This window comes from Aquitalea pelogenes (genome assembly GCF_041914625.1).
GTDB lineage: Bacteria > Pseudomonadota > Gammaproteobacteria > Burkholderiales > Chromobacteriaceae > Aquitalea > Aquitalea pelogenes.
The window spans coordinates 55,918-81,451 of record NZ_JAYSDA010000018.1 but is presented as its reverse complement, the minus strand read 5'-3'; the positions used below and the strand labels follow the sequence as shown (position 1 = coordinate 81,451).

Below are 25,534 nucleotides of genomic sequence, written 5' to 3'. Positions count from 1 at the left end.
CGCTCAGGCTGATGTTGTCGGCTGTACTGCCATTGGTCGTGGACAGCAGCCAGCTACCGGCATTGTTCAGGCTGGCCAGTTGCAGGTTGCTGTAGCCCGCCGCCTGTATCCAGCCGCTGGCACTGTTGCTGGCAGTGCTCGCTTGTAGCAGCAGGTTGCCATTGCTTTGTACGGTGCCATCGTTGCTGAAACTGGCACCGGCATGACCAGTGGTATCGGCGATGTCCAGATTAGCCCCAGCAAACAGGGTGCCGCTGTTATGGCTGCCATTGCCTGCGCGCAGCGTGATGCTGCCAGTGTCGGCACTGATGCTGCCCGCATTGTCGAAGCCGTTGGCCGCGCGCACAGTGAGATTGCCAGCAGTACTTTCAATGCCTTGCGCTGTGTCTGCGACGGTTGTGATAGCCCCTGCGGCCTGCAGGCTGATATCGCCAGCAGTCTTGATTTGCGCCTTGCCCAGAGCCAGGTCGCCACTGCTGCTGACAAGTTGCATCCCCTGACTGCCGTACAGTGTGGCACCCTGGTTGCCGATGGTCAGGGCAGCAAACCCTCCCTGCCAGTTGCCGTTACCACTGCCCCATTGCGTGCCATCCAGCGTGCCGCTGCCTGTAATGTCGAGGTTCAGGTCGTGAGCGGCAAAACGCTGATTATTATTGAGCTGTGAATTGGTGTCGGCACTGTCACTCAGCGCGGCGGCCTGAAGCGACAAGTCATGCCCGGCATACAGCGCACCGCCCACCAGGCTGCTACCGGCCTGGCTACTCAGCGTCAGGTCTTGTCCGGCGCTGATGCTGGCATCGTTCAACTGTAATGAACTGGCATTGCCGTTTGCGCTGACAGCCACATTGCCGGTGGCAGATAATTGACTACTCAACTGAATGCTACCGTTGCTACTGAGCGTAAAGTCGCCGCCATTGGCTGCTGCATTGCCCGCCATGCGTACCCCCACTCCAGCCTCAGTGGACACCAGAAAGATACGGTTGGCATACATGCCACCAAGGGCAGCGGTATCAATGGCGTAGCTGGGCGCATTGCCGCTGGGTGTGACGCTGCCGGTAACCCGGCGACTGGCGTAGTCCCAGCGGTTGGGGCCGGCATACACGCCAAAATCCGGCACGTTGACCTGACCGCTGATGGATACCGAGCGGCTGACCAGGTCGAGAATCTGCTGGGTAGAGGCATTAATGCCGCTGCCGTTGATCTGGATATCACCCTGGCTGACATTGAAACCGGCCAGGCTGCCATTGCCGCCAAACACCGGCAAACCGGTAGTCAGTGTCACCCGGTCTGTATTGATGAAACCACAGCCCGAGCAGCTAATACCGTTTGGATTGGCTACCACCACATCGGCCTTGCCGCCCAGCACTTCGGTAAAACCGGCCAACGTGCTGCGGCTGGTACTGACTACCTGATTGAGAATCAGGCTAGCCTGATTGCCAAGATTGACGTTGGCGTACACCTGCCCGGCCAGTTGCGACTGACGCGACAATTGACTGGTATTACCGTTATTGAGCACCAGGCCCTGGCTATTGACGTTGTACTGAGTGTACTGGTTGCTGGAAACACCAGCTGCATTAGCGGTGGCGATATCCACTACGGTGGCACCGTTGGCCACGGTATAGCTGCGGGTATTGCCGCCGGTCGGCGTCACACTGGGCTGCGGGGTGGCAGCCTGAGCCAGCAGGCTGCTACCCAATAACGAAAGCATGGCGGCACTACGAACGGTGGCCGCACGCGGGCCAGCACTGCGGGCGATTTCTGCTGCTGCCATCCAGCAGTTTTTTCTGGCATTCCATACCAGGCGATAAATCTTGTTCATGGCTTGAATCCTTACAATGCAGCAGAGACGCGGAACCAGGTTTGCGCTGGTTCGCGAGACAGAGTGGCTGGTTTGGCAACGGGCGCAGAGCGGAACAGATCCCAGCTAAGGCCACGCCAACGCAGTTGCAGGCCAATGGCCGCGCCAGTAAGGCGGCCGCCTTGCAAGTCCGGGTTCCTGTTGCTGACCCAGCCGGTATCCAGTGCGGCATAAATCTTGCCGTTGAGGGTTTCTCCGCCAATGCGGAATTGATGCGCCATGGAAAGATCATTGCGCCAGTAATAGCCGGTATCACCGGACAAGCTGTTATTGACGAAGCCGCGCACCGAATAAATGCTGCCAATCAGTAGTTGCTCAGAGCCATACAGCGTGTCGTAGGCTTGCTGGGCAAACACTTCGCTGTCGTAACTGAATGCCTTGCCCAGCAGGTCAAATGGCAAGTGGACGCGCAGGTCCGCAGTGACTTTCTGGAACTGCGCATGCGGCTGCTCACCCGGCAGGATGCCCGCATCGTGCATGGCACCGAATTCGGCCAGGCCACGGGCGTAATCAAGGTCCAGTGACCACTGCGTGTTATGGATGGCGGTGGAGTACGATGCTTTCAAATCCAGCACGCTCAGCTTGCGGCTACTGACACTGAGAAACTGCTGGGCAAAGTAATTGCGGGCATCTTTGGTGGTCAGCCCGGCACCAAACGTCAAGCGAGACACCTGGTCGCGATATGCCACCCTGTTCCAGCCAAAGGTGCTGATCTTGTTATTGCCTTCTGCCGTTTGTTGCGCACCACTGGGCAGACTCAGCACATTGATATAGCGGGAGCGATTCACATCCAGCGAGAAGGTGTTGTAGCCATAGGGCAACGACAGGTTGAAGTCGTCAGATGCCGAATAATGCTCCTTGTTGCTCACCGGAATGGATTCCCGATGAGTAACGGTAAACATTTCACCCAGACCGGCCAGATTATCCAGCGTCAAGGCTGCCGCGCCCTGATTGGCCCCTGTGCTCACGCTGCCCTGATTATCGTAAGAGACAAACAAATGCACCGGGCGGCTTGGCTGGTTATGAATGACAACATTGCTGCCACCGGGCTGGCTGCCGGGCTGGATATCCAGCGTGGCATTATTCGATTGCAAACGATTGAGCTGGTCGATGCCCTGCTCAAGGTCACGCAGATTCAGTAATTGCCCTGCTCCAGCGGGAAAACTGGTATTCAGCGGCAGGCGTGCTGCACCGTCGTCTTGTTTGAGTTGCTCTATCACCCCTTCCACCACATCAATCAACAACGTGCCTGTGTGCAGATCCTGAGCCGGTAAATAAGCCCGGGTAGTGACATAACCGCGTTCAATGTAATCCCGCGTCACCAGACCCATGATCTGGGTGATTTCATTCACCCCCAGACAGTGGCCGGCATATCGTGCATCGATTTCCTGCACGACCGCGGCAGACAAATGCGGACGATTACGGATGACAATGTGCTGAATGGTATGGCATTGTGGTGTCAGCTCGGCAGGGACAGCAGGTGCTGGCACCAGCGTTTTCAGGTCCGCCCCACCGGGTGCGATAGCGCGCTGTGCTTGCTCCCGGTCTTGCTGCAATTGCTGCTGCTGACGCTGCTGGATCAGATCTGCCTGACGACTGGCCGCATCGATATCGCTGGCCGCCATCACCTGTTCTGCCAGCGCCCCAAGGCCAAGCCACAGCAACACCGTGCTTCTTTTTAACTTCCACCCGAACATGACAACCCCAATCATTAGTATTTTTTGAATTTGCTAAGAACCTGGCGCGGTGATTGACGTTAATCGGCAGCTTGCTTAATGTGCTTGCCCTGCATCGCCATAACCGGTGGATTGCGGATTTGCTACCGTTCTGCTAGCACAGAAATCTGGCATCACCTTGCGATTCACCACGCATTTTTCAAAGCCGGGGTATTGTCATATCGGTATCAGACGCAAGAAATAGTCTTTTCTGTTAGACCTAGTCTTTTTGGATTACCGCTTCACTGGAAAAACAGAAAATAATATTGATTGAAAGTCAGACCATATTGGCCTTGCTCCTACAACCAAGATCACAACCTAATCATGCTCAGCGCCAGACTGCTTCTCATTGACGACCACGCCCTGTTCCGTACCGGCTTGCGCCTGGTACTGGAAAACAATGACAAAGTCGCCGACATTCTCGAAGCCGGCACCGTGATGGATGCCATCCACCAGTTTGGCAGCACGCCGGTGGACATCATCCTGCTGGACATACAACTGCCGGGCCTGAACGGCCTTGATGGCATTCACGTGCTGCGTCGGCATTTCCAGTCCGCTCGCATCATCATTCTGTCGGCCAGCCCGGAGCAGGCCAGCACCACGCCGGACATTGCCGGGGTGCTGACCAAGTCCGCCAGTGTCGAACAGATTGACCAGGCGCTGGAGCGATGCCTGCGTGGTGAGGCACTGTCCGACGCGGTTCCGGCCAAGGCGACAGGCCGCGGCTCGCAATTGACGCCGCGCCAGCTGGAGGTACTCAGCGAGCTGTGTCTGGGCCGGTCCAACAAGGCCATTGCCAATAGCCTGGGCCTGTCGGAAAACACCGTGCGCGTGCATGTGGCCGCCATCCTGGAACAATTCGGCGTGTACAGCCGTACCGAGGCGGTGCTGGAAGCCCAGCGTCGTGGCCTGGTACAGGTAATGCGCTGATGCGCTGGCTGCCACGCTTCGACCCGCCGCGCCTGCTGGCAGCGCAAATGGAGCTGATCGACCACAGCTTCGGCATTGCCATGCTGGGCTGTTTCCTCGCGTCCTTGCTGATGGCCCTGGGGGTGCTCATCAGCACCGGCAATCCGGGCATCCTGGCCTGGTCGGCGCTGATGGGAGCCGGCTGTGCTGCCGGACACTTTGGCCGCTTTTACCTGCCGGACCGTCTGTCCGAAGCCAATGCGCCGCGCTATGCCCGCGCCATGACCATGCTGCTGGTGGTACTGGGCAGCCTGTGGGGCATCGCCGGCGGCCTGTACATGGACCTCAACTTCCCGCCCACCGCCATCAGCCTGTTGTCGATGATTGCCGGCATGAGCGCGGCAGCGCTGGCCATTTTTTCGCCTTGCCTGCCGGTGGCGGTCAGTTTTTTCATTCCGTCCATCCTGCCGGTATGGGGGGTGTTTCTGGCCACTGGCAACCTCGCCTACCTGCCCATGTTTCTGGGCGTGCCGCTGTTTCTGGTGGTGTTACTGGTTTTTGCGCTGAACTACGCCCGCGTGGCGCGCCGCTCCATCGAACTGCGCTTTGAAAACCGCGAACTGGTGGACCAGTTGCGCGAGCAAACCGGCCGCGCCGCCCAGGCCTTGCACGAGGCGGAAGAAGCCAATCGCGCCAAGCTGGTATTCCTGGCTTCGGCCAGCCACGACCTGCGCCAGCCCATGCACGCACTGGGCCTGTTTCTGGCCACGCTGAAAACCACGGCACTGGATGCCAGGCAGGACGAGCTGCTGGAACATATCGAGGCCTCGGCCTCCGCCGCCTGTGAAATGCTGGACACCCTGCTGGACTTCTCCAAGCTGGAAGCCGGTGTCATCGAAGCCCGGCCACGCCAGCTGGCCTTGCAAAGTGTGCTGTACAAGCTGGAATGCGAATTCGCACCGCTGGCCAATGGCAAGAACCTGGTGTTCCGGGTAAGGGAAAGTGCGGTACAGGTGTATACCGACCCCAGCCTGCTGGAGCTGATCCTGCGCAACCTGATCAGCAATGCCATCAACTACACCCAGAGCGGTGGCATTTTGATTGGCTGTCGCCAGCGTGGCGAGCATTTGCTGATCGAGGTTTGGGATACCGGCATCGGCATTCCTGCCGCCCAGCAACAAGAGGTATTCCGCGAATTCCACCAGCTGGGCAACCCGGAACGTGACCGGCGCAAGGGCCTGGGCCTGGGGCTGGCCATCGTGCGCGGCCTGGCCCACACCATGGGGCTGACCGTCGGCTTGCAATCCCGCCCGGGCCGCGGTTCGGTGTTCCGCCTGACCATGCCGCGGCTGGCAGGCCCGGTCACCATGGAGGAAGCCGTCAGCAGCGCACCGCGCCAGTTGCCATTGCAAGCGGTGCCGATTCTGGTGATTGATGACGACTACGCGGTGCGCTCGGCCATGGAAGCGCTGCTGGGTTGCTGGGGCTGTCGCATTCTTACGGTGGAAGGCGCTGACGAGGCGCTGGACTGCCTGGACAGCTTCCAGCCGCAAGTGGTGATTGCCGACTACCGCCTGCGCGGCAACCAGACCGGCCAGCAGGTGCTCAAGCAGATTTACCAGCAGCTGGGACGCACCCTGCCCTCCATCATCATGACCGGCGACACCGCGCCCAATCGCTTGCGCGAGGCACAATCCAGCGGCGCATTACTGCTGCACAAGCCGGTGGATGCCGCTGCCTTATATGGCAGCCTGCAGCAGATACTGAGTGCTGTCTGATGCCGCAATGCAGCAGAGCTGATGCTGATGTCTTGTAGGAATCGCCCTACACGACATCAGCAAATATCCTGACAGCAAAATCCGCCGCTGGCCGATATCCCGGCTGTCATCCGGTTTTTACAATTCAGTCATCACCATTTAAACAACAGGAGTGGTCATGGCTGAAACGAGTGCAAGCGACATCCTGGTCCGCTTCAAGAACGTACAAAAGAGCTACGACGGCGAGACCCTGATCGTCAAGGATCTGAACCTGGACATTCGCAAAGGCGAATTCCTTACCCTGTTGGGACCGTCCGGCTCCGGCAAGACCACCAGCCTGATGATGCTGGCCGGTTTCGAGACCCCCACCGCCGGTGAAATCATGCTGGGTGATCGCTCGCTCAACCGCGTACCGCCGCACAAGCGCGATATCGGCATGGTGTTCCAGAACTACGCACTGTTCCCGCACATGACCGTGGCCGAAAACCTGGCCTTCCCGCTCAAGGTTCGCGGCATGGACAAGACCGACGTCACCGAACGCGTGAAGCGCGCGCTGTCCATGGTGCAACTGGACAAGTTTGCCAACCGCTACCCCGGCCAGATGTCCGGTGGCCAGCAACAGCGTGTGGCCCTGGCACGCGCCCTGGTATTCGAACCGCAACTGGTGCTGATGGACGAACCGCTGGGCGCACTGGACAAGCAACTGCGCGAACACATGCAGATGGAAATCAAGCACCTGCACGAACGTCTGGGCGTGACCGTGGTGTACGTGACCCACGACCAGAGCGAAGCACTGACCATGTCCGACCGCGTCGCCGTGTTCCATCAGGGTGAAATCCAGCAGATCGACAGCCCGCAAAACCTGTACGAACACCCGCGCAATACCTTTGTGGCCAACTTCATCGGCGAAAACAACCGCCTGCACGGCAAGCTGATCAGCCGCGAAGGCGAACGCTGTACCGTGGGCCTGGAAAACGGCGAGCGCGTGGAAGCCATGGCCATTCACGATGCCGCCCCTGGCGCACCGGTGTCGCTGTCCATCCGTCCGGAGCGCATCAACCTGAATGTGCAGCAGGAGCAAAACCGCTTCTCCGGCCGTATCCGCGAATTCATTTACCTGGGTGACCATGTGCGTATCCGCCTGGAAGCCTGTGGCAACTCCAGTTTCATCGTCAAACAGCCCATCGCCACCCTGGACCCGAAACTGTCCGTGGGCGACGTGATTTCCCTGGGCTGGAATGTAGAACACGTAAGAGCGCTCGATCCTGTCGAACTGGCTGAATGAGTGCGTGCGAGTGAGTGCGTGTAATTGTAGTCCCAAAACAATATGGAGAACTATCAAATGAAGAAATGCATGAAAGCTCTTTCGCTGGCGGTTGTGGCCGCTTGTTGCGCTCAGGCTGCCCAAGCCGCTGACCTGACCGTAATTTCCTTTGGTGGTGCCAACAAGGCAGCCCAGGAAAAGGCCTACTACGCTCCGTTCACCAAGGCCACCGGCATCAAGGTGGTTGGCGGCGAATACAACGGCGAAATGGCCAAGGTCAAAGCCATGGTCGACACCAAGAGCGTGTCCTGGGACGTACTGGAAGTAGAGTCCCCGGAACTGGCTCGTGGCTGTGACGAAGGCATGTTCGAAAAGCTGGACTACAGCAAGATCGGCAACAAGGCTGATTTCGTACCGGGCGCTGCCCAGACTTGCGGCGTGGGCATCTTCGTATGGTCCACCGTACTGGCCTACAACGCCGACAAGCTGAAGGTTGGCCCGACCAGCTGGAAAGATTTCTGGGACGTGAAGAAATTCCCGGGCAAGCGCGGCATGCGCAAGGGTGCCAAGTACACCCTGGAAGTGGCCCTGATGGCTGACGGCGTGGCACCGAAAGACGTGTACAAGGTACTGGCCACCCCGGCTGGCGTTGATCGCGCCTTCAAGAAGCTGGACCAGCTGAAGCCGAACATCCAGTGGTGGGAAGCCGGCGCACAACCGCCGCAGTACCTGGTATCCGGCGACGTGGTGATGAGCTCGGCCTACAACGGCCGTATCGCCAACACCCAGAAGGAAGGCAAGAACCTGAAGATCGTCTGGAACGGCGGCATGTATGACTTCGATTCCTGGGCCATTCCGAAGGGTTCCCCGAACAAGGACGCTGCGCTGAAGTTCATCGCTTTCGCCAGCAAGCCGGAAAACCAGAAGGTGTACTCGCAGAACATTGCTTACGGCCCGACCAACAAGAAAGCCGTACCGCTCTTGGACAAGCAGCTGGTTGCCGACCTGCCGACCGCCCCGCAGAACATCAAGAGCGGCGTAGCCGTGGATGTGGCTTTCTGGGCTGACTACGGCGAATCGCTGGAACAACGCTTCAACGCCTGGGCTGCCAAGTAAGCAGCTGCAACACGCATGACTGCTGCCGGTGATGTCTGCCGGCAGCAGGTCCGCCCCCTCGGGGGTTCATCCCCAGGGGGTTTCACCCCTTACCTGATCCGGAGCCGGAAGAATGACCGCTTCCTCTGCACCCACCACCGCTGTCGCAGCCACCCTGCCGGAGGCCGGCCGTTCGCTGAAACAGAAGCTGGCCCGCGCCGAGCGCATGAACAAGCTGAAATCGCAGCTGCTGATTCTGCCGCTGGTGCTGTTTATCCTGCTGGTATTCGTGCTGCCCATTACCAGCCTCTTGTTCAAGAGCGTCAACAACCCCGAAGTGGTTGACGCCATGCCGCACACGGTCAAGGCCATTTCCAGCTGGAGCGGCCGTGCCCTGCCGCCAGAAGCGGTATATGCCGCTGCGGCACAAGACATCCAGCAAGCTCATGACGACCAGAAACTGGGCGATCTGGGCAAACGCCTGAACATGGAAGTAGCCGGCTACCGCAGCCTGCTCAACAAAACCGCCCGCGCCCTGCCGATGGACCCGGCCCCGAAATCCTACAAGGAAGCGCTGACCAATCTGGACGAGCGCTGGGGTGACCCGGCCTACTGGCAGGCCATCCGCCGCAACACCAGCACCCAGACCCCGTTCTACCTGCTGGCCGCCATGGACCACCGCGTGGACGACCTGGGCGAAATCAGCCGCTCCTCGCCGGACCAGGCCATTTACCTGGACATCTTCACCCGTACTTTCTGGATGAGCCTGGTAGTCACCGCCATCGCCCTGGCCCTGGCTTACCCGCTGGCCTACCTGCTGGTGAACCTGCCCACCCGTACCAGCAACCTGCTGATGATCCTGGTACTGCTGCCGTTCTGGACCTCGGTGCTGGTGCGCGTTGCCGCCTGGATCGTCCTGCTGCAATCGGGCGGCCTGATCAACTCCACCATGCAATGGCTGGGCATGATCGATCACCCGCTGCAACTGGTGTTCAACCGCACCGGCGTGTACATCTCCATGGTGCACATCCTGCTGCCCTTCATGATCCTGCCCATCTACAGCGTGATGAAAGGCATTTCGCCAAGCTACATGAAGGCTGCCATCTCGCTGGGCTGCCACCCGTTCGCCAGCTTCTGGCGCGTGTACTTCCCGCAGACCGTGGCCGGTATCAGTGCCGGTGCGCTGCTGGTGTTCATCCTGTCCATCGGCTACTACATCACCCCGGCCTTGCTGGGTAGCCCGAACGACCAGATGGTGAGCTACTTCGTGGCCTTCTACACCAACACCTCGATCAACTGGGGCATGGCAACCGCACTGGGCGGCCTGCTGCTGGCAGCCACCATGATCCTGTACATCGTTTACAACTGGCTGGTAGGCGCCAAGAGCCTGCGCCTGGGCTAACCCTCACCCTTCACGGAGACATAACCATGCTGAACCCGACCATGTCGCCCATCGAAAAGGTGTGGCACTACGTTCTGCGCATTACCAGCGGCCTGACCCTGCTGTTCCTGATCCTGCCGGTACTGGTGATCATTCCGCTGTCCTTCAACGAAGGCTCTTTCCTGGTGTACCCGCTGACCGGCTTCTCCTTCCGCTGGTATCAGGACCTGTTCAGCGCACCGGAGTGGATCCGCTCCTTGCAGAACAGCATGATCGTGGCCCCGGCCGCCACCGTGCTGGCCATGGTGCTGGGCACCCTGGCTTCCATCGGCCTCACCCGTGGCGAATTCCGTGGCAAGGGCATCATCATGTTCCTGCTGATTTCGCCGATGGTGGTGCCGGTGGTGATTGTCGGCGTGGCCAGCTACCTTTTCTTTGCCCCGCTGGGCATGGACAACAGCTACACCACGCTGATTCTGGAACATGCTGCGCTGGGCGTGCCGTTTGTCATCATCACCGTGACCGCCACCCTGCAGGGCTATAACCACAACCTGACCCGTGCGGCGGCCAACCTGGGTGCCTCGCCCATCACCACCTTCTTCCGCATCACCCTGCCGCTGATTGCGCCAGGCGTGATTTCCGGTGCCCTGTTCGCCTTTGCCACGTCCTTTGACGAAGTGGTGGTGACCCTGTTCCTGGCCGGACCGGAACAAGCCACCCTGCCGCGCCAGATGTTCAGCGGCATTCGCGAAAACCTGAGCCCCACCATTGCGGCGGCGGCTACCTTGCTGATCGGCTTCTCCATCCTGCTGCTGTTGACGCTGGAATGGTTGCGGGGCCGCAGCGAGCGACTGCGTACCAGCTAAGCAGAAAGCATTTCTTCATCAGCTCCGTGCAGTACCGACATTCCGGGCCAATCCTTACCGATTGGCCCGTTTTTTTTAATAGTTTCAAATAAATGAAAAAAAGCCGCCGCGCTTGGTTGCAATCCCTCGTCAGGGGCTTACTATGCAGATATTCTGCGTTTTGTGCGCCATTTCCCGACCGTATTTATGAGAATCATTCTGCTTTCCGGCCTGATCGCGCTCTGTATGCAAGCCCATGCCGTCTCCGGCATCGACAGTGCCTACTGGGAGTATCAGGTCAAATCCGGTGACTCCCTGTGGTCACTGGCCGACCAGCACCTGGCATCCCCCGCCTATGTTCCCCGCCTGCAAAAGCTGAACCATATTGCCGACCCTTACCGGCTGACACCCGGCAGCCGTGTGCGCGTGCCCTACCCCTGGGTGAAACAGCAGCCCTCCAGCGCCCGTATCGAGGAATTCTCCGGTGAGGTCACCGCACAGGACAGCAAGAACCAGCCGCTGCCAATCAACAAGGAAACACGCTATCCCAAGGGCGTCCGCTTCCAGACCGGCAACGACGCCATGCTCAAGCTGCGCTTTGAAGACGGCTCCACCCTGCTGATGGGTGCCAATTCCAGCGCCCAGCTGCAAACCGAAATCTATTACCCCAGCACCGGTTCGGCCAAAACCGAAATCCGCCTGGACAAGGGCAATGCCGGCAGTTCGGTGATACCCAACATCCTGATGCCCGGACGCTACCAGATCCGCACGCCGTCTGCGGTGACTACCGTGCGTGGCACGGAATTCCGCGTCAGCGCCGAGTCAACCGACAGCACCGCCACCGAAGTGCTGCGCGGCAAGGTGAATGTGGGTGGCCAGCAAGGCGGTAAGGTAGATGTGCAGGCTGGATTCGGCACCACGACCCAGCAAGGCGCCAAACCGACCGCGCCGGAAGCACTGCCCGCCGCGCCGGACCTGAGCCCATTGCCGGCCCAAAGCAGTTTCAATCCCCCGCTGCTGCAATGGACAGCAGACCAGCAAGCCGTGGCCTACCGGGTCAAGATCAATGGCCCGGGCAGCACCGGCCAGCAATTATCCGAACGCACGGTCAACGGGCCGCAGTTCTACCTGTCCTTGCCCGCCAACGGTCAGTACCAGTTGGCCGCACGGGCCAGGAATTCCCACGGACTGGAAGGCTACGACAGCAGCAAGACCTTCGAGCTCAAGGCCTACCCGACACCGCCCTTGCTACTGGGAACCGCCAGCCCGCAGGAAATCCGCGGCCAGACTTTCAGCCTGCACACCACCGCCAGCCCGGAACGACCGGTGCAATGGCAGCTGTCGCGCCAGCCGGATTTCAGCCAGATCAGTCAAACCCTGCTGCTGACTACCCCGGAGAGCAAGCTGACCTTGCCTGAGGACGGCCAATGGTATTGGCGTGTGGCGCATGTGGATGGCCAGGGCCAGCCCGGCCCCTACAGCGAAATCCAGTCCCTGCTGTCCAAGGGTGTGTTCTCCTCTCTGAAACCGGCGCTGCCTGTGCTACTGGCACGGCATTACCCGGTGAAGGACGCACGCTATACCCTGACCCTGCTGGCTCAGGCCGACCGCCAGACCGTGGTTTACCGCAACACTGCCAGTCAGCCGAGCTGGCCGCTGTCCCAGCTTCCCAAAGGACAGTTTCTGGCACAGCTGGAAATCCATGGCGAGGCGGGCTATCACGCCATTGAGGCCAACGAAATCATCCAGCTGCACTGACCATGCCTGTTGACCCATCCACGCCGCCTGCCCGCAGGCCGCCATGGCAACAACTGCTCCCGCTACTGGCCGGAGCAGTTGTTTTGCTATTGGTACTGAGCGGCGCGCTGCAACGTCTGGACAACTGGTTTTATGATGTTGCAATCAGCCAGCGCCCGCTGGGCAAAGCAGCTGACGACCCCATCCTGATCGAAGTGGACAACCGCAGCCTGGCGGAAATGGGCAACTGGCCGTGGCCGCGCGAACTGCACGCTCATCTGATCCGCCAGCTCCAATCGGCCAAGGCCGTGGGTCTGGACATTGCACTGGCAGAAAGCACGCTCAGCAGCAGCCGCCCGGACCAGGCACTGGCCAGTGCCATACACGACAACGGCAAGGTAGTCAGCCCGGTGTTTCCGGAAAACAGCGGCGGCGTGCTGACCGAAACCCGCCCGCTGCCGCTGTTTGCCGCAGCGTCCAACCGTCTGGGCCATACCGACTTCGAACGGGACGATGACGGCATCGTGCGTCGTGGCTATTTGCATGCCGGGCTGGGCAGTGCCGACTACCCGGCCTTTGCCCGTGCGGTTCTGGACGTAGCCGAGGGCAAACCGGCCAATAGTGCTGGCACGCTGGTGCATAGCCGTGACGAACCCTGGGTGCGCAGTGATGAAATCATGGTGCCCTACGGCAAAGGGGCCGAGCCTTTCCAGCGGCTGTCGTATATCGACGCCCTGGCCAACACCGACCCGGAACTGTTCCGCAACCGCATCGTGCTGATTGGCGTCACCGCCGCCGGGCTGGGCGACATGCACACTACCCCATTGTCCGCCGGAGCCGGCAGCATGCCCGGTGTGGTGATCAACGCCTATCTGCTGCGCGGCTTGCAGGATGGCAGCCTGATTCGCCCGCTTACCCTGACCCAGCAAGCCCTGTTCAGCCTGCTGCTGGTGCTGGGGCTGGATTACCTGCTCTCCCCCTGGGGCCGCCGCCGCAATGCCTTGCAGGCTTATGCGGCTGCAAGCGCGATTCCAGCCTTGATCAGCATTGCCGGGCTGCTGCTTGCCCGCTACTGGTTTGCACCGGTCAGTTGCATGCTGGTGCTGCTGGTTTGCGGTTTTGCCCGTTTCATCGAGCGGCAAGCCAGCCTGCAAACACTGGCCACTACCGATGGCTTGACCCAACTGGCGAACCGGCGTCATTTTGACGAGGTGTTCATTCCGGCGATTGACAGGCAGCGCAATGCCAGCCAGCCGCTGGCCTTCATCCTGCTGGATATTGACCACTTCAAGCTATACAACGACCAGTACGGCCACTATGCCGGCGACATGATCCTCAAGCGGGTGGCCCATGTACTGCAAGACACTTTCAAGCGCAAAGGGGTGCTGCCTGCCCGTCTGGGCGGGGAAGAGTTTGGCGTACTGATGCCTGGCACCAGCATGCAGGAAGCAGTGGATGCCGCAGAAACCTTCCGCCAGCGGCTGGAAGACCTGGACCTGCCGCATGATGGCAGCCCCTTGCACAAGGTGACTTGCAGTATTGGTGTGGCGGCACGCGTTCCACAGCCCGATGACACGGCCCAGCGCATTTACGAAGAAGCCGATGGCGCGCTATATATTGCCAAGCGCTCCGGGCGCAATGTGGTCAGCCCGGCATCCAGCTGACATGCCCGCCCACAATAATGAAAAACAATAATGAACAAAGCCACGACCTTGATCGTGGCTTTGTTTTTGCCATGCAAACCCGTGTTCAGTCCTGCGGACAGACCACCTGCCAGTCCTGCTCTCCCACCGGCACATGACAGGCCAGCCGCCAGCCTGACGAGACATCCGGCCAGTTTTCCTGTGCAGCTTGTGCGGCATCAATCAAACCGGCGCGCAGCAGCACATTGCGCTCCTTGCGCGTCAGCCTGACTGGCTGCTGAGGGTCAGCATGACGAATGCTCACCTTGCAGGTGCCGCAGGTGCCCTGGCCGCAGCGCCAATGCAAAGGCACATCCGAAAGACGGGCAACATCCAGCAGCACATCACCGGGCTGTGCCTCTACGGCAGCCAACAGCTGCCCGGCACCATCGACAAAATGCAGAGTGGGCATGTTCAGCCGGAAATGGGCAGCAAGGCCAGCATGTCGCCAGGCTGTACCTGTTGGCCGGCAGCCAGCCGTACCAGACCGTCCGCCCAGGCGCAGGAAGTAAGCACGCCGGAGCCCTGATTGGGATAGCGCTGCAATTGCCACTGGCCGTCTTGCCGTACCAGTTTCACCCGTAGGAACTCTTCACGCCGGGTGTCCGGTCGCTCCCAGGCAAAGCCGGCCGGATAGTGGGCCGCGGGCTGGATGTCATCTTGCTGCAAACCGGCACAGCGCTGCAGATAGGGTTTTACCAGCACCTGATAGGTGACAAAGCCGGATACCGGATTACCCGGCAAGCCGATGAAACCGGCCTGCCCTACCTTGCCGCTGGCCAGCGGCTTGCCCGGCTTGATGGCGATTTTCCACAGATCAAGGCTACCCTCGGCCTCTACCGCCGCCTTCACATGGTCCTCCTCGCCTACCGACACCCCGCCGCAAGTCATGATGACATCGGCCAGCCCGGCGGCATCCTGCAGGATTTCGCGGGTGCGGCTGAGCGAATCCGGCACGATGCCAAGATCGGTCACTTCACAGCCCAGCCGCATCAGTTCCGGCACCAGCCAATAGCGATTGGAATTGTAAATCTGCCCTGCTTGCAGCGGCTGGCCCGGCTCCGTCAGTTCATCGCCGGTAAAGAACACCGCCACCCGCAAGGGGCGGTACACCGTCAGCGTGGGCACACCAATGGAAGCAGCCAACCCCAGATCGGCAGCACTGAGCAACTGCCCGGCAGACAGCACGGTGACACCGCACAGGATATCTTCGCCCGCGCGGCGGATATTCTGGCCCGGCTTCACCGTCTGACCGAACAGCACCCGGCCATCCGCCTGCAGTTCGGCCATTTCCTGCATCACCACCGCATCAGCCCCGGCCGGAATGGGCGCGCCGGTAAAAATGCGCGCCGCCGTACCGACTTGCAGTGGCTGCGGCTGGGTGCCGGCGGGTATGCGCTGCGAAACGGCAAACGGGCCATTGCCATCTGCACTGTTCAGGGCATAGCCATCCATCGCGCTATTGTCCTGCGGCGGCACGTCAAGGCCGGCCAGTACCGGCTCGGCCAGAATGCGGCCCAGCGCCTGCAGCAGCGGAAGGGTTTCGGTAGCACGTACGGGCTGGGCACGCTGCAACAGCCAGTCACGGGCCTGATCAACGGTGAGCATCTTGATGTTTTTCCAGTAAGGCAAGAATGAAACGGGCAATGGCTTCGACATCATCCCGCCCAAAGCGGGGCAATGCGGTGGGTGGCAAGTCTGGCTGCGCCGCATCCGTCACCACCGCGAGCACGGCCGGATCCTGCACGAACAACGGCGCATGTCCCAGTGCCGGGTCGTAGACTTCCAGTTTGGCAATGGCCTCATGCTTGAAGCCTTCAGCCAATACCAGGTCGCAAGGGCGCAAGGCGGCCACATGTTCGGCCAGTGGCGCATCATTGCCCTGCGGCATGGTTTGCACCAGCAGGCGGCGCCTGGCACCGGCCAGCAACACCTGGGCAGCACCCGCCTCGCGGTGACGCCAGCTGTCCTTGCCGGGCTGGTCCCAGTCCACGTCGTGATGGGTGTGCTTGATCACGGCGACATCCACACCAGCGGCGCACAGCAGCGGGATGAGTTTCTCCAGCAAGGTGGTTTTGCCACTGCCTGAATAGCCTGCTACGCCCAGCACATACATGATGGCGAGATCCAAATAAAAAGGGATGGGCCGCATGATAGCATGCAGGCCAATCCCGTTTCTTCCCTCTGACGAACTAGGACCGGTCACTCCAAGGCAGGAGCAGTCCGGCGCAAACTCAAGCCACTGCCCGCGCCAGTGGCGCGCTTTGGGCTTCCACTTGTTCGAATCGCTTCCAGTCCACAATCATCACCTGACTGAGCCCGCAATCCAGAGCCAGCTGCGCCTCGATTTCTTCCAGTACCTGATGACAATGGATGCTGCCATTGATGGCCACCTCGGCACGCCGCATGACCGTGTCGTCCGGGGTGACAAACCAGATGCAATAACGACTCATGCTTATCCTCCTCTCTTGCTGGATGCCAGACACTACCAATATCAGTGCAAGCGGCAGCAAACTGCAAGTTTTCGGGCATGAACTGCATCATCCAGCCATGCCTTGGTACGGAAAACACGACAAATCAGCCCTTGTGGCTTGCCTTCATGGCCTTTGGCAACTAGTTCATGCCCCCAGCAAATTGCGTTCACTCAGCGGATGCCGGCCAGCTATCTTGGCCACCGTACCACCACGTACCACATAGGGATGGCGGGCAAACACATAGAACATGCCGTCGGTTCCGGCATGCAAGGTGGTAGTGGTGCCGGCAATCGGGTCGATCACATCCGCGATGGCATCACCCACTGCCACCACACTGCCCAGCTCAGCCCGCATCACGATTACCCCGGCATGCGGGGCAATCAGGGTTTCCGAACCGGACAGCGGGGTTGCCGGGTACGGCAAGGGTGCCGGTGCGACCGGCTCACCGGCAATCACGCCACGACCGGTCAGATAATGCAGGATGGCCTGACTGTCCTGCCCGGCCAGCCGGTAATCGACATCGCCCTCACCCCGCAGTTCGACAGTGACTGCCACGCTGTCAAACGGCACCGGGAATTGTGGCAAGGCGGCGCGAATCCTGGCCCAGGGCAGGAAGATGGCTTCATCAAACGGCATCACGCCATATTCATCGGCCAGCAGCGAAGCGCCACATTGCAGGTGCGCCGCCAAGTCTTCCACCAGTGGCCAGTGTTCGCTATGCGAGTAAATGTGCACTTCACCGGCAAAGTCGCAGTGCAGGTCCAGCACCAGGTCGGCGTCCAGCGCCAGCAGGTGCAGGGTCTGGCGCAGGCTTTGCAGCTCGGTATGCACCGGCTCGCTGGCAATGGCCTTGCGCAAGGCCTGACGGATGAGGCTGCGATTGGTATCGGCATCCTGCGTCAATTGTTCACGCAGGTGCGGAATGACTTGCGCGGAGGGTTCGCTGTACAGGCGGTTGAAGTTTTCACCGCTGGCCAGATCAAACCTCCCCTGCGGCTGGTAATGCAGTTGCTGCGCCAGGCCGATGGGGTTGGCCACCGGCACCAGTACGATTTCCGCCTGCAACAGCCCACGCGCTTCCAGATCGGCAAATTGCTGGCGCAACAGGTGAGCCACCAGCATGCCCGGAATTTCCCCGGCGTGCAGGCTGGCCTGGATATACACCTTGCGCGGCCAGCCGCCACTGCCGCCTGCCGGTCCGAAGTGAAAGCTGGTGATGCTGCGCTGGGTACCCAGGCTGGGGGATAGTAGCGGATGATGTTCGGTACGCATGGATGCTCCTGTAGCAGATAAGGCAGGCGGCTTGGCCAGATGGCACAGAACATCACAGCCAAGCGCCGACTTCAAGCAAAACCTGCGTCAGACGCAGATGCCTGCCGGTTTCAGCCGGGCATCAGCACACTGCGCAATGGCAGCCATTGCTCCAGCTTCTGTGCGAAAGGCATGGTATGGGCGGGACTGGAAGATGGCAGCGTCAGACGCGGCAGCAAAGCAGTGTCACCGTGCAGCTGTTTGCTGCCGATGCGCGCTGCCGTTGCGCCATTGAAGGCAAGTGCCTGCAACTGCGGCAGGCCCATGCACAAGGTGGAGAGGTCGTTGTGGCTGGCTGCGCGGATGGCAGTATCCAGACTACCCTGCCGCTGCGCCTGGGCCACCACATCCCACAGGCCGACACCGCGCGCTTGCAGGCATGCCAGACGCTGGGCATAGGGCAATGCAATCAGGGGTTGTTGCAGCACCTGTTCCAGCAAACGCCAGAACTGGTTGCGCGGATGGGCGTAATACTGGGCGGCTTGTAGCGAGGCATCGCCGGGTAGCGAGCCCAGGATCAGCAGCCGGGTGTGCGCATCCACTACCGGGGGAAAGCAGGTTTTGGCCACGTCGGTCACAGCGTGGCGGCCTAGAACAGCTGACCTTGCTGGCGTGCCAGCCAGGCCTTGACCGGACCAAAAGACTTGCGGTGCTCGGCGAGCGCACCGTATTGCTCCAGTGCCGCCAGATGCTCGGCGGTGGGATAGCCCTTGTGGCGGGCAAAACCGTATTGCGGATGCAGGGTATCCAGCGCAACCAGTTCGGCATCTCGCGCTGTCTTGGCCAGAATGGAGGCCGCCGAAATGGCCTGCACCTTGGCGTCGCCCTTGACGATGGCTTCGGCAGGCAGGGTAATCTGCTTTGGCACGCGGTTGCCGTCAATCAACACCTTGCCCGGCGATACCGCAAGCCCGGCCACCGCTCGGCTCATGGCCAGCATGGTGGCTTGCAGGATGTTGATCTTGTCGATTTCCTCGACACTGGCGCTGGCAATGCACCAGGCCAGTGCATCCTGCTTGATTTGCACCGCCAGCGCATCGCGCCGCGCTTCGCTCAGTACTTTGGAGTCCGCCAGCCCGGCAATGGGGCGGGCCGGGTCCAGAATGACCGCAGCGGCAAATACCGCACCGGCCAGAGGACCGCGCCCGGCCTCATCCACACCGGCAATCAGCTCGGTGCTCATGCAGGCCTCGCCTGACATCCGGCCTCCTGCAATACCGCTGCTGCGGCCAGCCCGGCCGTATCTGCCAGCAATGACTGATGCAAGTCGGTAAACGTCTGCACCATCTCGGCCCGCGCATCCTTGTCTTCGTACAGCCGCTTCACTTCCGCCGTCAGTTTTGCTACGGTGGCGTCCTTTTGCAGCAGTTCCGGCACTACAAAGCGTCCGCACAGGATATTGGGCAAGCCGACGTAAGGCAGCTTGATCTTGCGTTTCACCAGCAGGTAGGTCAGCCAGGACAGCTTGTAGCTGATCACCATCGGCCGCTTGGTCAATGCTACTTCAAGCGTAGCAGTACCGCTGGTCACCAGCACCACGTCGCTGGCAATCATTGCCATCTGGGCGTGCCCAAACAACTTGCGCAGCGGCAAGTCCCAGGCCTTGTGACGGGTCAGCAGCTGATCGAACTGATCCATGGTGGCGCGGGTAGCCAGCGGCACCAGGAACGTGGCATCGGGGTAATCGCGCAGCAGCATGCGGGCCACTTCGATATACAACGGCGCCATGAATTCCAGCTCGCTTTTGCGGCTGCCCGGCATCAGGGTGAAAATGGGCCCCTGCCGCGGCAAACCCAGCTGTTCACGCATGGCCTGCTGGTCCGGGGCCATCGGAATTGCGCTGGCCAGAGGATGGCCGACAAAATCCGCCCGCACCTTGGCCTGCTGATACAAGGCCGGCTCCATCGGAAACAGGCACAGCACACGATTAACGGCACGGCCTATCTTGTAGATGCGCTCCAGCCGCCATGCCCATACCGAGGGGCTGACGTAATGGATGGTGGCAATGCCCTGCTTCTTCAGTGCGGCTTCCAGCGCCAGATTGAAGTCCGGTGCATCGACACCGATGAAGACATCCGGCTTTTCGGCCAACAGGCGGTCACGCAAGGTGCGACGGATACGCAGCAGCTCCGGCAGGCGCTTGAGCACTTCGGCATAGCCCATCACCGCCAGCCGGCTTTGCGGCGCGTGGCTGACAAAACCCCGCGCTTCCATGCGCGGGCCGCCGATACCGGCAAATTCGATATCGGCGTGTCTTGCCTGCAAGGCTTCCATCAGGTGAGCCGCCAGCAGGTCGCCGGAGGCCTCGCCAGCCACCATGGCTACCTTGAGCGCGCCTTTACGCTTGAACAAGGGTTCAGACATGGTTAGCGGATGATGCCTCGCTCGGACTGGGCAAAGAAGCGGGTGAACGGTTCCAGCTCGACATGGCCTTGCTGTGCTTCGGCCAGAATGGCTTCCTTGGCGGCATCGTATTGCAGACCCTGACGGTACAGGGCCTTGTAGGCATTACGCACCCGGCGGATCTGCTCCGGGGTGAAGCCACGACGCTTCAGGCCTTCGGCATTGATGCCGGCCGGCACCGCACGGTTGCCATGCGCCATCACGTAGGGCGGCACATCCTGCGCCACCGCACTGGCAAAGGCGGTCATGGCGTGATCGCCGATGATGGCAAACTGGTGCACGCTGGTGAAACCACCCAGGATCACCCAGTCACCAATATGCACGTGGCCGCCCAGCGTGGCGTTATTGGCAAAAATGGTGTTGTTGCCGATCTGGCAGTCATGGCCCAGATGCACGTAAGCCATGATCCAGTTGTTGTTGCCCAGACGGGTCACGCCCACATCCTGCGCGGTACCGATATTGAAGGTGCAGAATTCGCGGATGGTGTTGTTGTCGCCGATTTCCAGCCGGGTAGGTTCACCGGCGTACTTCTTGTCCTGCGGAATGGCACCCAGCGAGCTGAACTGGAAAATGCGGTTGTTCTTGCCGATGCTGGTATGCCCTTCGATCACCACGTGCGGACCTACCCAGGTACCGCTGTCAATGGATACATCCGGGCCAATGATGGAATAGGCACCGATTTCCACATCAGCGGCAATGTTTGCCTTGGGATCGACAATCGCTGTCGGATGAATGGCCATGCTCAGACCTCGCGTTTGGCACACATGATTTCGGCTTCACAAGCCACCTGACCATCCACCAGTGCACGGGCATTGTATTTGCCAATGCCGCGCTTCACGGTGATTTGCTCCACTTCGAAAATCAGCTGGTCGCCCGGTACCACCTGGCGCTTGAAGCGGGCCTTGTCGATGCCGACAAAGAAGTACAGCTCGTTTTCCGCACGTTCGCCCTGGCTCTTGATGGCCAGGATGCCGGCAGCCTGAGCCAGCGCTTCGATGATCAGCACGCCCGGCATGACCGGATACTGCTCGAAGTGGCCGCAGAAGAAGGGTTCGTTGATGGTGACGTTCTTCAGCGCCTTGATGCGGGTGTCCGGCACCATTTCGGTCACGCGATCCACCAGCAGGAAGGGATAGCGGTGCGGCAGGCACTTCATGATTTCACGTACATCAATGTTTACGGCGTGTTCAGTCATTTGTATTGTCCTTGTTTTCTTTCAGCATGCCGATCTCGCGTTCGAGTTGTTTTATCCGTTTGGCGAGATCGTCCAGATGTCTTACATGAACGGCATTGCCCAGCCATTCCTTCATGGTTTGCAGCGGGTAGGACGAAGCGTAGGTATCCGGCTGGCGGATGGACTTCGACACCAGCGTGCCGCCGCCGATATGCGTCTTGTCTGCCACTTCGATATGGCCGACAAACATGGCCGCTCCGCCCACCGTGCAATACGCGCCGATGGTGGTGCTGCCGGCAATGCCGACACAACCGGCGATGGCGGTATGTTCGCCAATCTGCACGTTGTGGGCAATCTGCACCAGATTGTCGATCTTGGCCCCGCGCCGGATGATGGTGTCTGCCAGCGCGCCACGGTCGATGGTGGTATTGGCACCCACTTCGACGTCGTCTTCCAGAATGGCACGGCCGGTTTGCGGAATCTTGAACCATTGATCCTTGGCCCATGCCAGGCCGAAGCCGTCCGCCCCGATCACACTACCCGAATGCACGGCCACGCGATTGCCCAGCACGCAGCCATGGTAAACCGTGACATTGGGATAAAGAACCACATCATCGCCCAGTACCGTACCAGCACCAATCACCACACCGGGGTGCAGGATACAGCGCTCGCCAATCACGACACCGGCACCAATGCTGACGTGTTCGCGTACTTCGCTGCTGACAGCAATGACAGCGCCCTCGCCGATCACCGCACTGGCATGGATGCCGGGCTGCGGCTGTGCAGGCGGGTGGAACAAGGTTGCCACCTTGGCAAAATACAGATAGGGGTCATCCACCACAATCCAGGAGCGTGCCGGGTCCAGCTCTGCTTCCAGCTTGGGCGAAACAATCACCGCACCGGCGGCACATCCGTCCAGCTGCTTGCGGTACTTGGGATTGGACAGAAAGGTAATATCGCTCGCGGTCGCCACATCCAGCGGTGCCAGGCGTTCGACCGTACGGTCTTCGCCCTTGAGCACACCACCCAGGCTGGCCACGAGATGAGAAAGTGTGTACGCCATCAAAAATGAAAGCCGACCCCGGGTCGGCTTCTCCCGTAACAGTTAGCCAGGATTATTTTTCCAGTTCCTTCAGCACCTTACCGGTCAGGTCGTACTTAGGATTGACATAAACCACATCCTGCAGGATCAGGTCGTATTGCTCGCGATCGGCGATCTGGCGCAGCACCCGGTTGGCACGCTCCTGTACCGAAGCAAACTCTTCATTGCGACGCTGGTTGAAGTCTTCCGACAACTCGCGGGCCTTGGCCTGATAGTCGCGGTCCAGCCCGGCATATTCCCGCTCGTAGCGCTTGCGGTCATCAATGGACAGCGTGCTCTTGGCCAGCAGGCCTTCCAGCTCCTTGGCTCGCTTTGCCATTTTATTCAGCTCGGCACGGCGGTCGCCAAATTCCTTGTCCAGTTTTTTCTGGATGGCAATCGCCGGTGCCGCCTCGCGGTATACCCGCTCGATGTTGACGAACCCCAGCTTGAAGTCTGCGGCCGAGGCCTGCAGGCTGACCATGGCCAGCCCGGCAATCAAGCACTTGAAAGTAGATTTCATGTTCAGGCCTCTTTCGGTTTAGAAGACGGTACCCAGCTGGAACTGGAAGCTCTGGTACTTGTCGCCTTCCTTCTTGCGCAGGGCTTTGGCCAGACTGAACTTCATCGGTCCCAGCGGGGACAGCCAGGTCACGGCCGCACCGGTGGAGTAACGCAGTTCGCTGCTCGGGGTGCTACCGCTGACGGTGCTATCCCAAACCGTACCGGAGTCAAAGAATACGCTGGCACGTACCGATTTGTTGTCCTTCATCCCCGGGAAGGGGAACAGGATTTCGGCATTGGCCACCATCTTGCGGGTACCACCCAGATAGTCGCCGGAAGCAGCATCCTTCGGACCCAGGCTGTTGGAGTCGTAACCACGCACCGAACCCAGACCACCCAGATAGAAGTTCTGGAAGAACGGCAAGGTGGAAGTCTTGCCATAACCGTTGGCATAACCCACTTCACCGTTCAGCATCAGGGTGAAGGTTTTGGACAGCGGGAAGAACCACTGCTGCGAGTGCGTCAGGCGGTACCACTCAAGGTCGCCGCCCGGCAGCGCCGCATCGGCCTGTACCTTGATGTTGGCACCACGGGTCGGCCACAGCGAACTGTCACGGGTATCACGACCCCAGCCGGCAGTACCGATCAGCGACAGGTTGTTGCTGCCGTACTTGTTGACGAAGTCCAGATAGCGGGTGGGGCTGTCGCTCCAGGTACCCACCTTGGTCTGCTCCAGACCCAGGCTGAAGTTGATGCGGTCGGTTTCCGTCACCGGCACGCCAAAGCGCATGGCGGCACCATCGGTGGAAGTCTTGTAGTGCGTGGTGCTGGAGGACGAGCTGTTATACGGCTTGTACACGCGGTGGTACAGGTCGTAACCCAGGCTTACACCGTCGGCGGTGAAGTACGGGTCGGTAAACGACAAGGTGGCATTCTTGTTCACCGAGCCATTGGAAATACCGAAGGACATGTATTTGCCGGAGCCGAAAATATTGCTCTGCGAAACACTGGCCGACAGCTGGATACCTTCACCCTGCACGAAACCGACACCAGCGGAGATACTGCCGGTGGCGCGTTCCTTCAGGGAGATGTTCATGTCCACCTGGTCTGGCGCATCCGCGACCGCCGGGGTTTCCACGTTTACATCTTCAAAGTAGCCCAGCAGCTCGACACGGTCCTTGCTGCGCTTCACATTGGCGGCGTTGTATACCGAGCCTTCCAGCTGACGCAGTTCACGGCGTACCACTTCGTCACGGGTCTTGGTATTGCCGGCAATGTTGACGCGGCGTACATAGGTCTTGCGACCCGGATCCACAAAGAAGGTAAAGCCGACTTGCTGCTTGTCGCGATTGATGTCCGGCAAGGCATTGACGTTGGCAAAGGCGTAGCCTTCATTGCCCAGACGGTCACTCAGCGCTTTCACGCTTTCGGTCACCTTTTCATTGTCGAACACAGTGCCGGATTTCACGGTAATCAGCTTGCGCAGCTCGGCTTCCGGCACTTTCAGGTCGCCAGCCAGCTTGATGTCGGCAACGGTGAACTTGCTGCCTTCATTGATGTTCAGCGTCAGGAACATTTGCTGCTTGTCGGCGCTGATGGATACCTGGGTGGATTCGATATTGAATTCCAGATAGCCCTGGTTCTGGTAGAAGGCCTTGAGCTTCTCCAGATCGCCAGTCAGCTTTTGCTTGGAGTACTGGTTGTCCTTGGTTATCCAGGAGAACCAGCCACCGGAAGTCAGCGACATCTCATCCAGCAGCTTGTCCTGGCTGAATGCCTTGTTGCCGACAAAATGGATGTCCTTGATCTGGGCAGTCACCCCTTCGGTGATGTCCAGCGTCACGGCCACGCGATTGCGCTCCAGCTTGGTAACTTGCGGGGTAATCTCCACCGCATACTTGCCACGGCTGTAGTACTGACGCTTCAGTTCCTGCACCGCGCCGTCCAGCAGGGCCTGGTCAAAAATGCGGGATTCGGCAAAGCCGTTGTCCTTCAGGGCCTTTTTGAGCTGATCCTTGCTGAATTCCTTGGCGCCATTGATGTTGAGCTGGGTGATCACCGGTCGCTCGGCAACGGCGACAATCACCACGCCATCGCGCGATTCCACTCGCACATCATCAAAGAAGCCGGTGGCAAACAGGCTCTTGATGGACTCACGTGCCTTCTCGTCATTGAATGTATCGCCCACCTTGACCGGCAGGTAGTTGAAGACCGTACCGGCTTCGGTACGTTGCAGGCCTTCAACCCGGATATCCTTGATCACGAACGGATCCGCAGCCCAAACAGCTGTTGCCGTAGTCATGCCCAGCACAGCGGCCGCGAGTAATTTCAATTTCATAGGTTT

General features: G+C 60.0%; 23 protein-coding genes. 8 read left to right on the top strand and 15 right to left on the bottom strand.

The genetic code is table 11. The annotated features are described in order from the left end of the window. Positions 1 to 1,819, bottom strand: a 1,819-nt coding sequence (locus ACE3SE_RS14515; protein ID WP_374556270.1) for a two-partner secretion domain-containing protein, incomplete at its 3' end; no start/stop codon positions are given. Between the two features lie 11 nt (positions 1,820 to 1,830). Next, positions 1,831 to 3,525: a ShlB/FhaC/HecB family hemolysin secretion/activation protein gene (locus ACE3SE_RS14510; protein ID WP_374556268.1), complete on the bottom strand. Its 1,695-nt coding sequence runs from the start codon at positions 3,523 to 3,525 to the stop codon at positions 1,831 to 1,833. 372 nt (positions 3,526 to 3,897) lie between these two features. Between ACE3SE_RS14510 and ACE3SE_RS14505 the strand changes: the two genes are divergently transcribed. The 8 genes from ACE3SE_RS14505 to ACE3SE_RS14470 all read left to right on the top strand — a co-directional run bounded on the left by ACE3SE_RS14505 (position 3,898) and on the right by ACE3SE_RS14470 (position 14,225). Next, positions 3,898 to 4,503 (top strand): response regulator, encoded by a 606-nt coding sequence (locus ACE3SE_RS14505; RefSeq protein ID WP_374556266.1) that lies wholly within the window; start codon positions 3,898 to 3,900, stop codon positions 4,501 to 4,503. Continuing rightward, positions 4,503 to 6,260 carry a hybrid sensor histidine kinase/response regulator gene (locus ACE3SE_RS14500; RefSeq protein WP_131360261.1) on the top strand — a complete coding sequence of 586 codons (1,758 nt, stop codon included), beginning with the start codon at positions 4,503 to 4,505 and terminating at the stop codon, positions 6,258 to 6,260. Before ACE3SE_RS14505 ends, ACE3SE_RS14500 begins: the two co-directional genes overlap by 1 nt. 157 nt (positions 6,261 to 6,417) lie before the next feature. Further along, entirely contained in the window at positions 6,418 to 7,524 is a 1,107-nt protein-coding gene (locus tag ACE3SE_RS14495; RefSeq protein WP_045845019.1) for an ABC transporter ATP-binding protein, read from the top strand. A 69-nt stretch (positions 7,525 to 7,593) separates the two neighbouring features. Further along, positions 7,594 to 8,619 carry an ABC transporter substrate-binding protein gene (locus ACE3SE_RS14490; protein WP_233160791.1) on the top strand — a complete coding sequence of 342 codons (1,026 nt, stop codon included), beginning with the start codon at positions 7,594 to 7,596 and terminating at the stop codon, positions 8,617 to 8,619. A gap of 112 nt (positions 8,620 to 8,731) precedes the next feature. Next, on the top strand, positions 8,732 to 10,000 hold the full coding sequence (locus tag ACE3SE_RS14485; RefSeq protein WP_062788920.1) for an ABC transporter permease: 1,269 nt from the start codon (positions 8,732 to 8,734) through the stop codon (positions 9,998 to 10,000). A gap of 26 nt (positions 10,001 to 10,026) precedes the next feature. Next, positions 10,027 to 10,845: an ABC transporter permease gene (locus tag ACE3SE_RS14480; RefSeq protein WP_045845016.1), complete on the top strand. Its 819-nt coding sequence runs from the start codon at positions 10,027 to 10,029 to the stop codon at positions 10,843 to 10,845. A gap of 186 nt (positions 10,846 to 11,031) precedes the next feature. Next, the gene (locus ACE3SE_RS14475; RefSeq protein WP_374556262.1) at positions 11,032 to 12,582 is read left to right on the top strand and encodes a FecR domain-containing protein; all 1,551 of its coding nucleotides are present in this window, start codon (positions 11,032 to 11,034) and stop codon (positions 12,580 to 12,582) included. Positions 12,583 to 12,584: 2 nt separating this feature from the next. Further along, entirely contained in the window at positions 12,585 to 14,225 is a 1,641-nt protein-coding gene (locus ACE3SE_RS14470) for a CHASE2 domain-containing protein (RefSeq protein ID WP_374556260.1), read from the top strand. Between the two features lie 85 nt (positions 14,226 to 14,310). Here ACE3SE_RS14470 and ACE3SE_RS14465 read toward each other — a convergent pair whose 3' ends face one another. The 13 genes from ACE3SE_RS14465 to bamA all read right to left on the bottom strand — a co-directional run bounded on the left by ACE3SE_RS14465 (position 14,311) and on the right by bamA (position 25,528). Then, complete coding sequence (locus ACE3SE_RS14465; RefSeq protein ID WP_374556258.1) at positions 14,311 to 14,655, bottom strand: 2Fe-2S iron-sulfur cluster-binding protein; 345 nt, start codon at positions 14,653 to 14,655, stop codon at positions 14,311 to 14,313. A 2-nt stretch (positions 14,656 to 14,657) separates the two neighbouring features. Next, positions 14,658 to 15,851, bottom strand: a complete 1,194-nt coding sequence (locus ACE3SE_RS14460; RefSeq protein WP_374556256.1) for a molybdopterin molybdotransferase MoeA — start codon at positions 15,849 to 15,851, stop codon at positions 14,658 to 14,660. Then, positions 15,838 to 16,359 carry a molybdopterin-guanine dinucleotide biosynthesis protein B gene (gene mobB / locus ACE3SE_RS14455; protein WP_374556254.1) on the bottom strand — a complete coding sequence of 174 codons (522 nt, stop codon included), beginning with the start codon at positions 16,357 to 16,359 and terminating at the stop codon, positions 15,838 to 15,840. The genes ACE3SE_RS14460 and mobB overlap by 14 nt, the downstream gene beginning before the upstream one ends. A gap of 118 nt (positions 16,360 to 16,477) precedes the next feature. Beyond that, a complete protein-coding gene (locus ACE3SE_RS14450) occupies positions 16,478 to 16,696 on the bottom strand; it encodes a hypothetical protein (protein WP_045845011.1) in 219 nt (72 codons plus the stop codon). 165 nt (positions 16,697 to 16,861) lie between these two features. Continuing rightward, the gene (locus ACE3SE_RS14445) at positions 16,862 to 17,989 is read right to left on the bottom strand and encodes a succinylglutamate desuccinylase/aspartoacylase family protein (protein ID WP_374556252.1); all 1,128 of its coding nucleotides are present in this window, start codon (positions 17,987 to 17,989) and stop codon (positions 16,862 to 16,864) included. A 110-nt stretch (positions 17,990 to 18,099) separates the two neighbouring features. Beyond that, positions 18,100 to 18,597 carry a DNA-deoxyinosine glycosylase gene (locus ACE3SE_RS14440; RefSeq protein WP_062788940.1) on the bottom strand — a complete coding sequence of 166 codons (498 nt, stop codon included), beginning with the start codon at positions 18,595 to 18,597 and terminating at the stop codon, positions 18,100 to 18,102. 20 nt (positions 18,598 to 18,617) lie between these two features. Continuing rightward, a complete protein-coding gene (gene rnhB / locus ACE3SE_RS14435; RefSeq protein WP_374556250.1) occupies positions 18,618 to 19,211 on the bottom strand; it encodes a ribonuclease HII in 594 nt (197 codons plus the stop codon). Then, a complete protein-coding gene (gene lpxB, locus ACE3SE_RS14430; protein ID WP_374556248.1) occupies positions 19,208 to 20,392 on the bottom strand; it encodes a lipid-A-disaccharide synthase in 1,185 nt (394 codons plus the stop codon). Before lpxB ends, rnhB begins: the two co-directional genes overlap by 4 nt. Positions 20,393 to 20,394: 2 nt before the next feature. After that, the gene (lpxA, locus tag ACE3SE_RS14425; protein WP_062788913.1) at positions 20,395 to 21,171 is read right to left on the bottom strand and encodes an acyl-ACP--UDP-N-acetylglucosamine O-acyltransferase; all 777 of its coding nucleotides are present in this window, start codon (positions 21,169 to 21,171) and stop codon (positions 20,395 to 20,397) included. Positions 21,172 to 21,173: 2 nt separating this feature from the next. Then, a complete protein-coding gene (gene fabZ / locus ACE3SE_RS14420) occupies positions 21,174 to 21,626 on the bottom strand; it encodes a 3-hydroxyacyl-ACP dehydratase FabZ (RefSeq protein WP_045845007.1) in 453 nt (150 codons plus the stop codon). Further along, positions 21,619 to 22,668 (bottom strand): UDP-3-O-(3-hydroxymyristoyl)glucosamine N-acyltransferase, encoded by a 1,050-nt coding sequence (gene lpxD, locus ACE3SE_RS14415; RefSeq protein WP_374556246.1) that lies wholly within the window; start codon positions 22,666 to 22,668, stop codon positions 21,619 to 21,621. The genes fabZ and lpxD overlap by 8 nt, the downstream gene beginning before the upstream one ends. A gap of 52 nt (positions 22,669 to 22,720) precedes the next feature. After that, a complete protein-coding gene (locus ACE3SE_RS14410) occupies positions 22,721 to 23,209 on the bottom strand; it encodes an OmpH family outer membrane protein (RefSeq protein ID WP_131360284.1) in 489 nt (162 codons plus the stop codon). A gap of 18 nt (positions 23,210 to 23,227) precedes the next feature. Next, the gene (gene bamA, locus ACE3SE_RS14405) at positions 23,228 to 25,528 is read right to left on the bottom strand and encodes an outer membrane protein assembly factor BamA (protein WP_374556244.1); all 2,301 of its coding nucleotides are present in this window, start codon (positions 25,526 to 25,528) and stop codon (positions 23,228 to 23,230) included. Positions 25,529 to 25,534 lie beyond the last annotated feature (6 nt).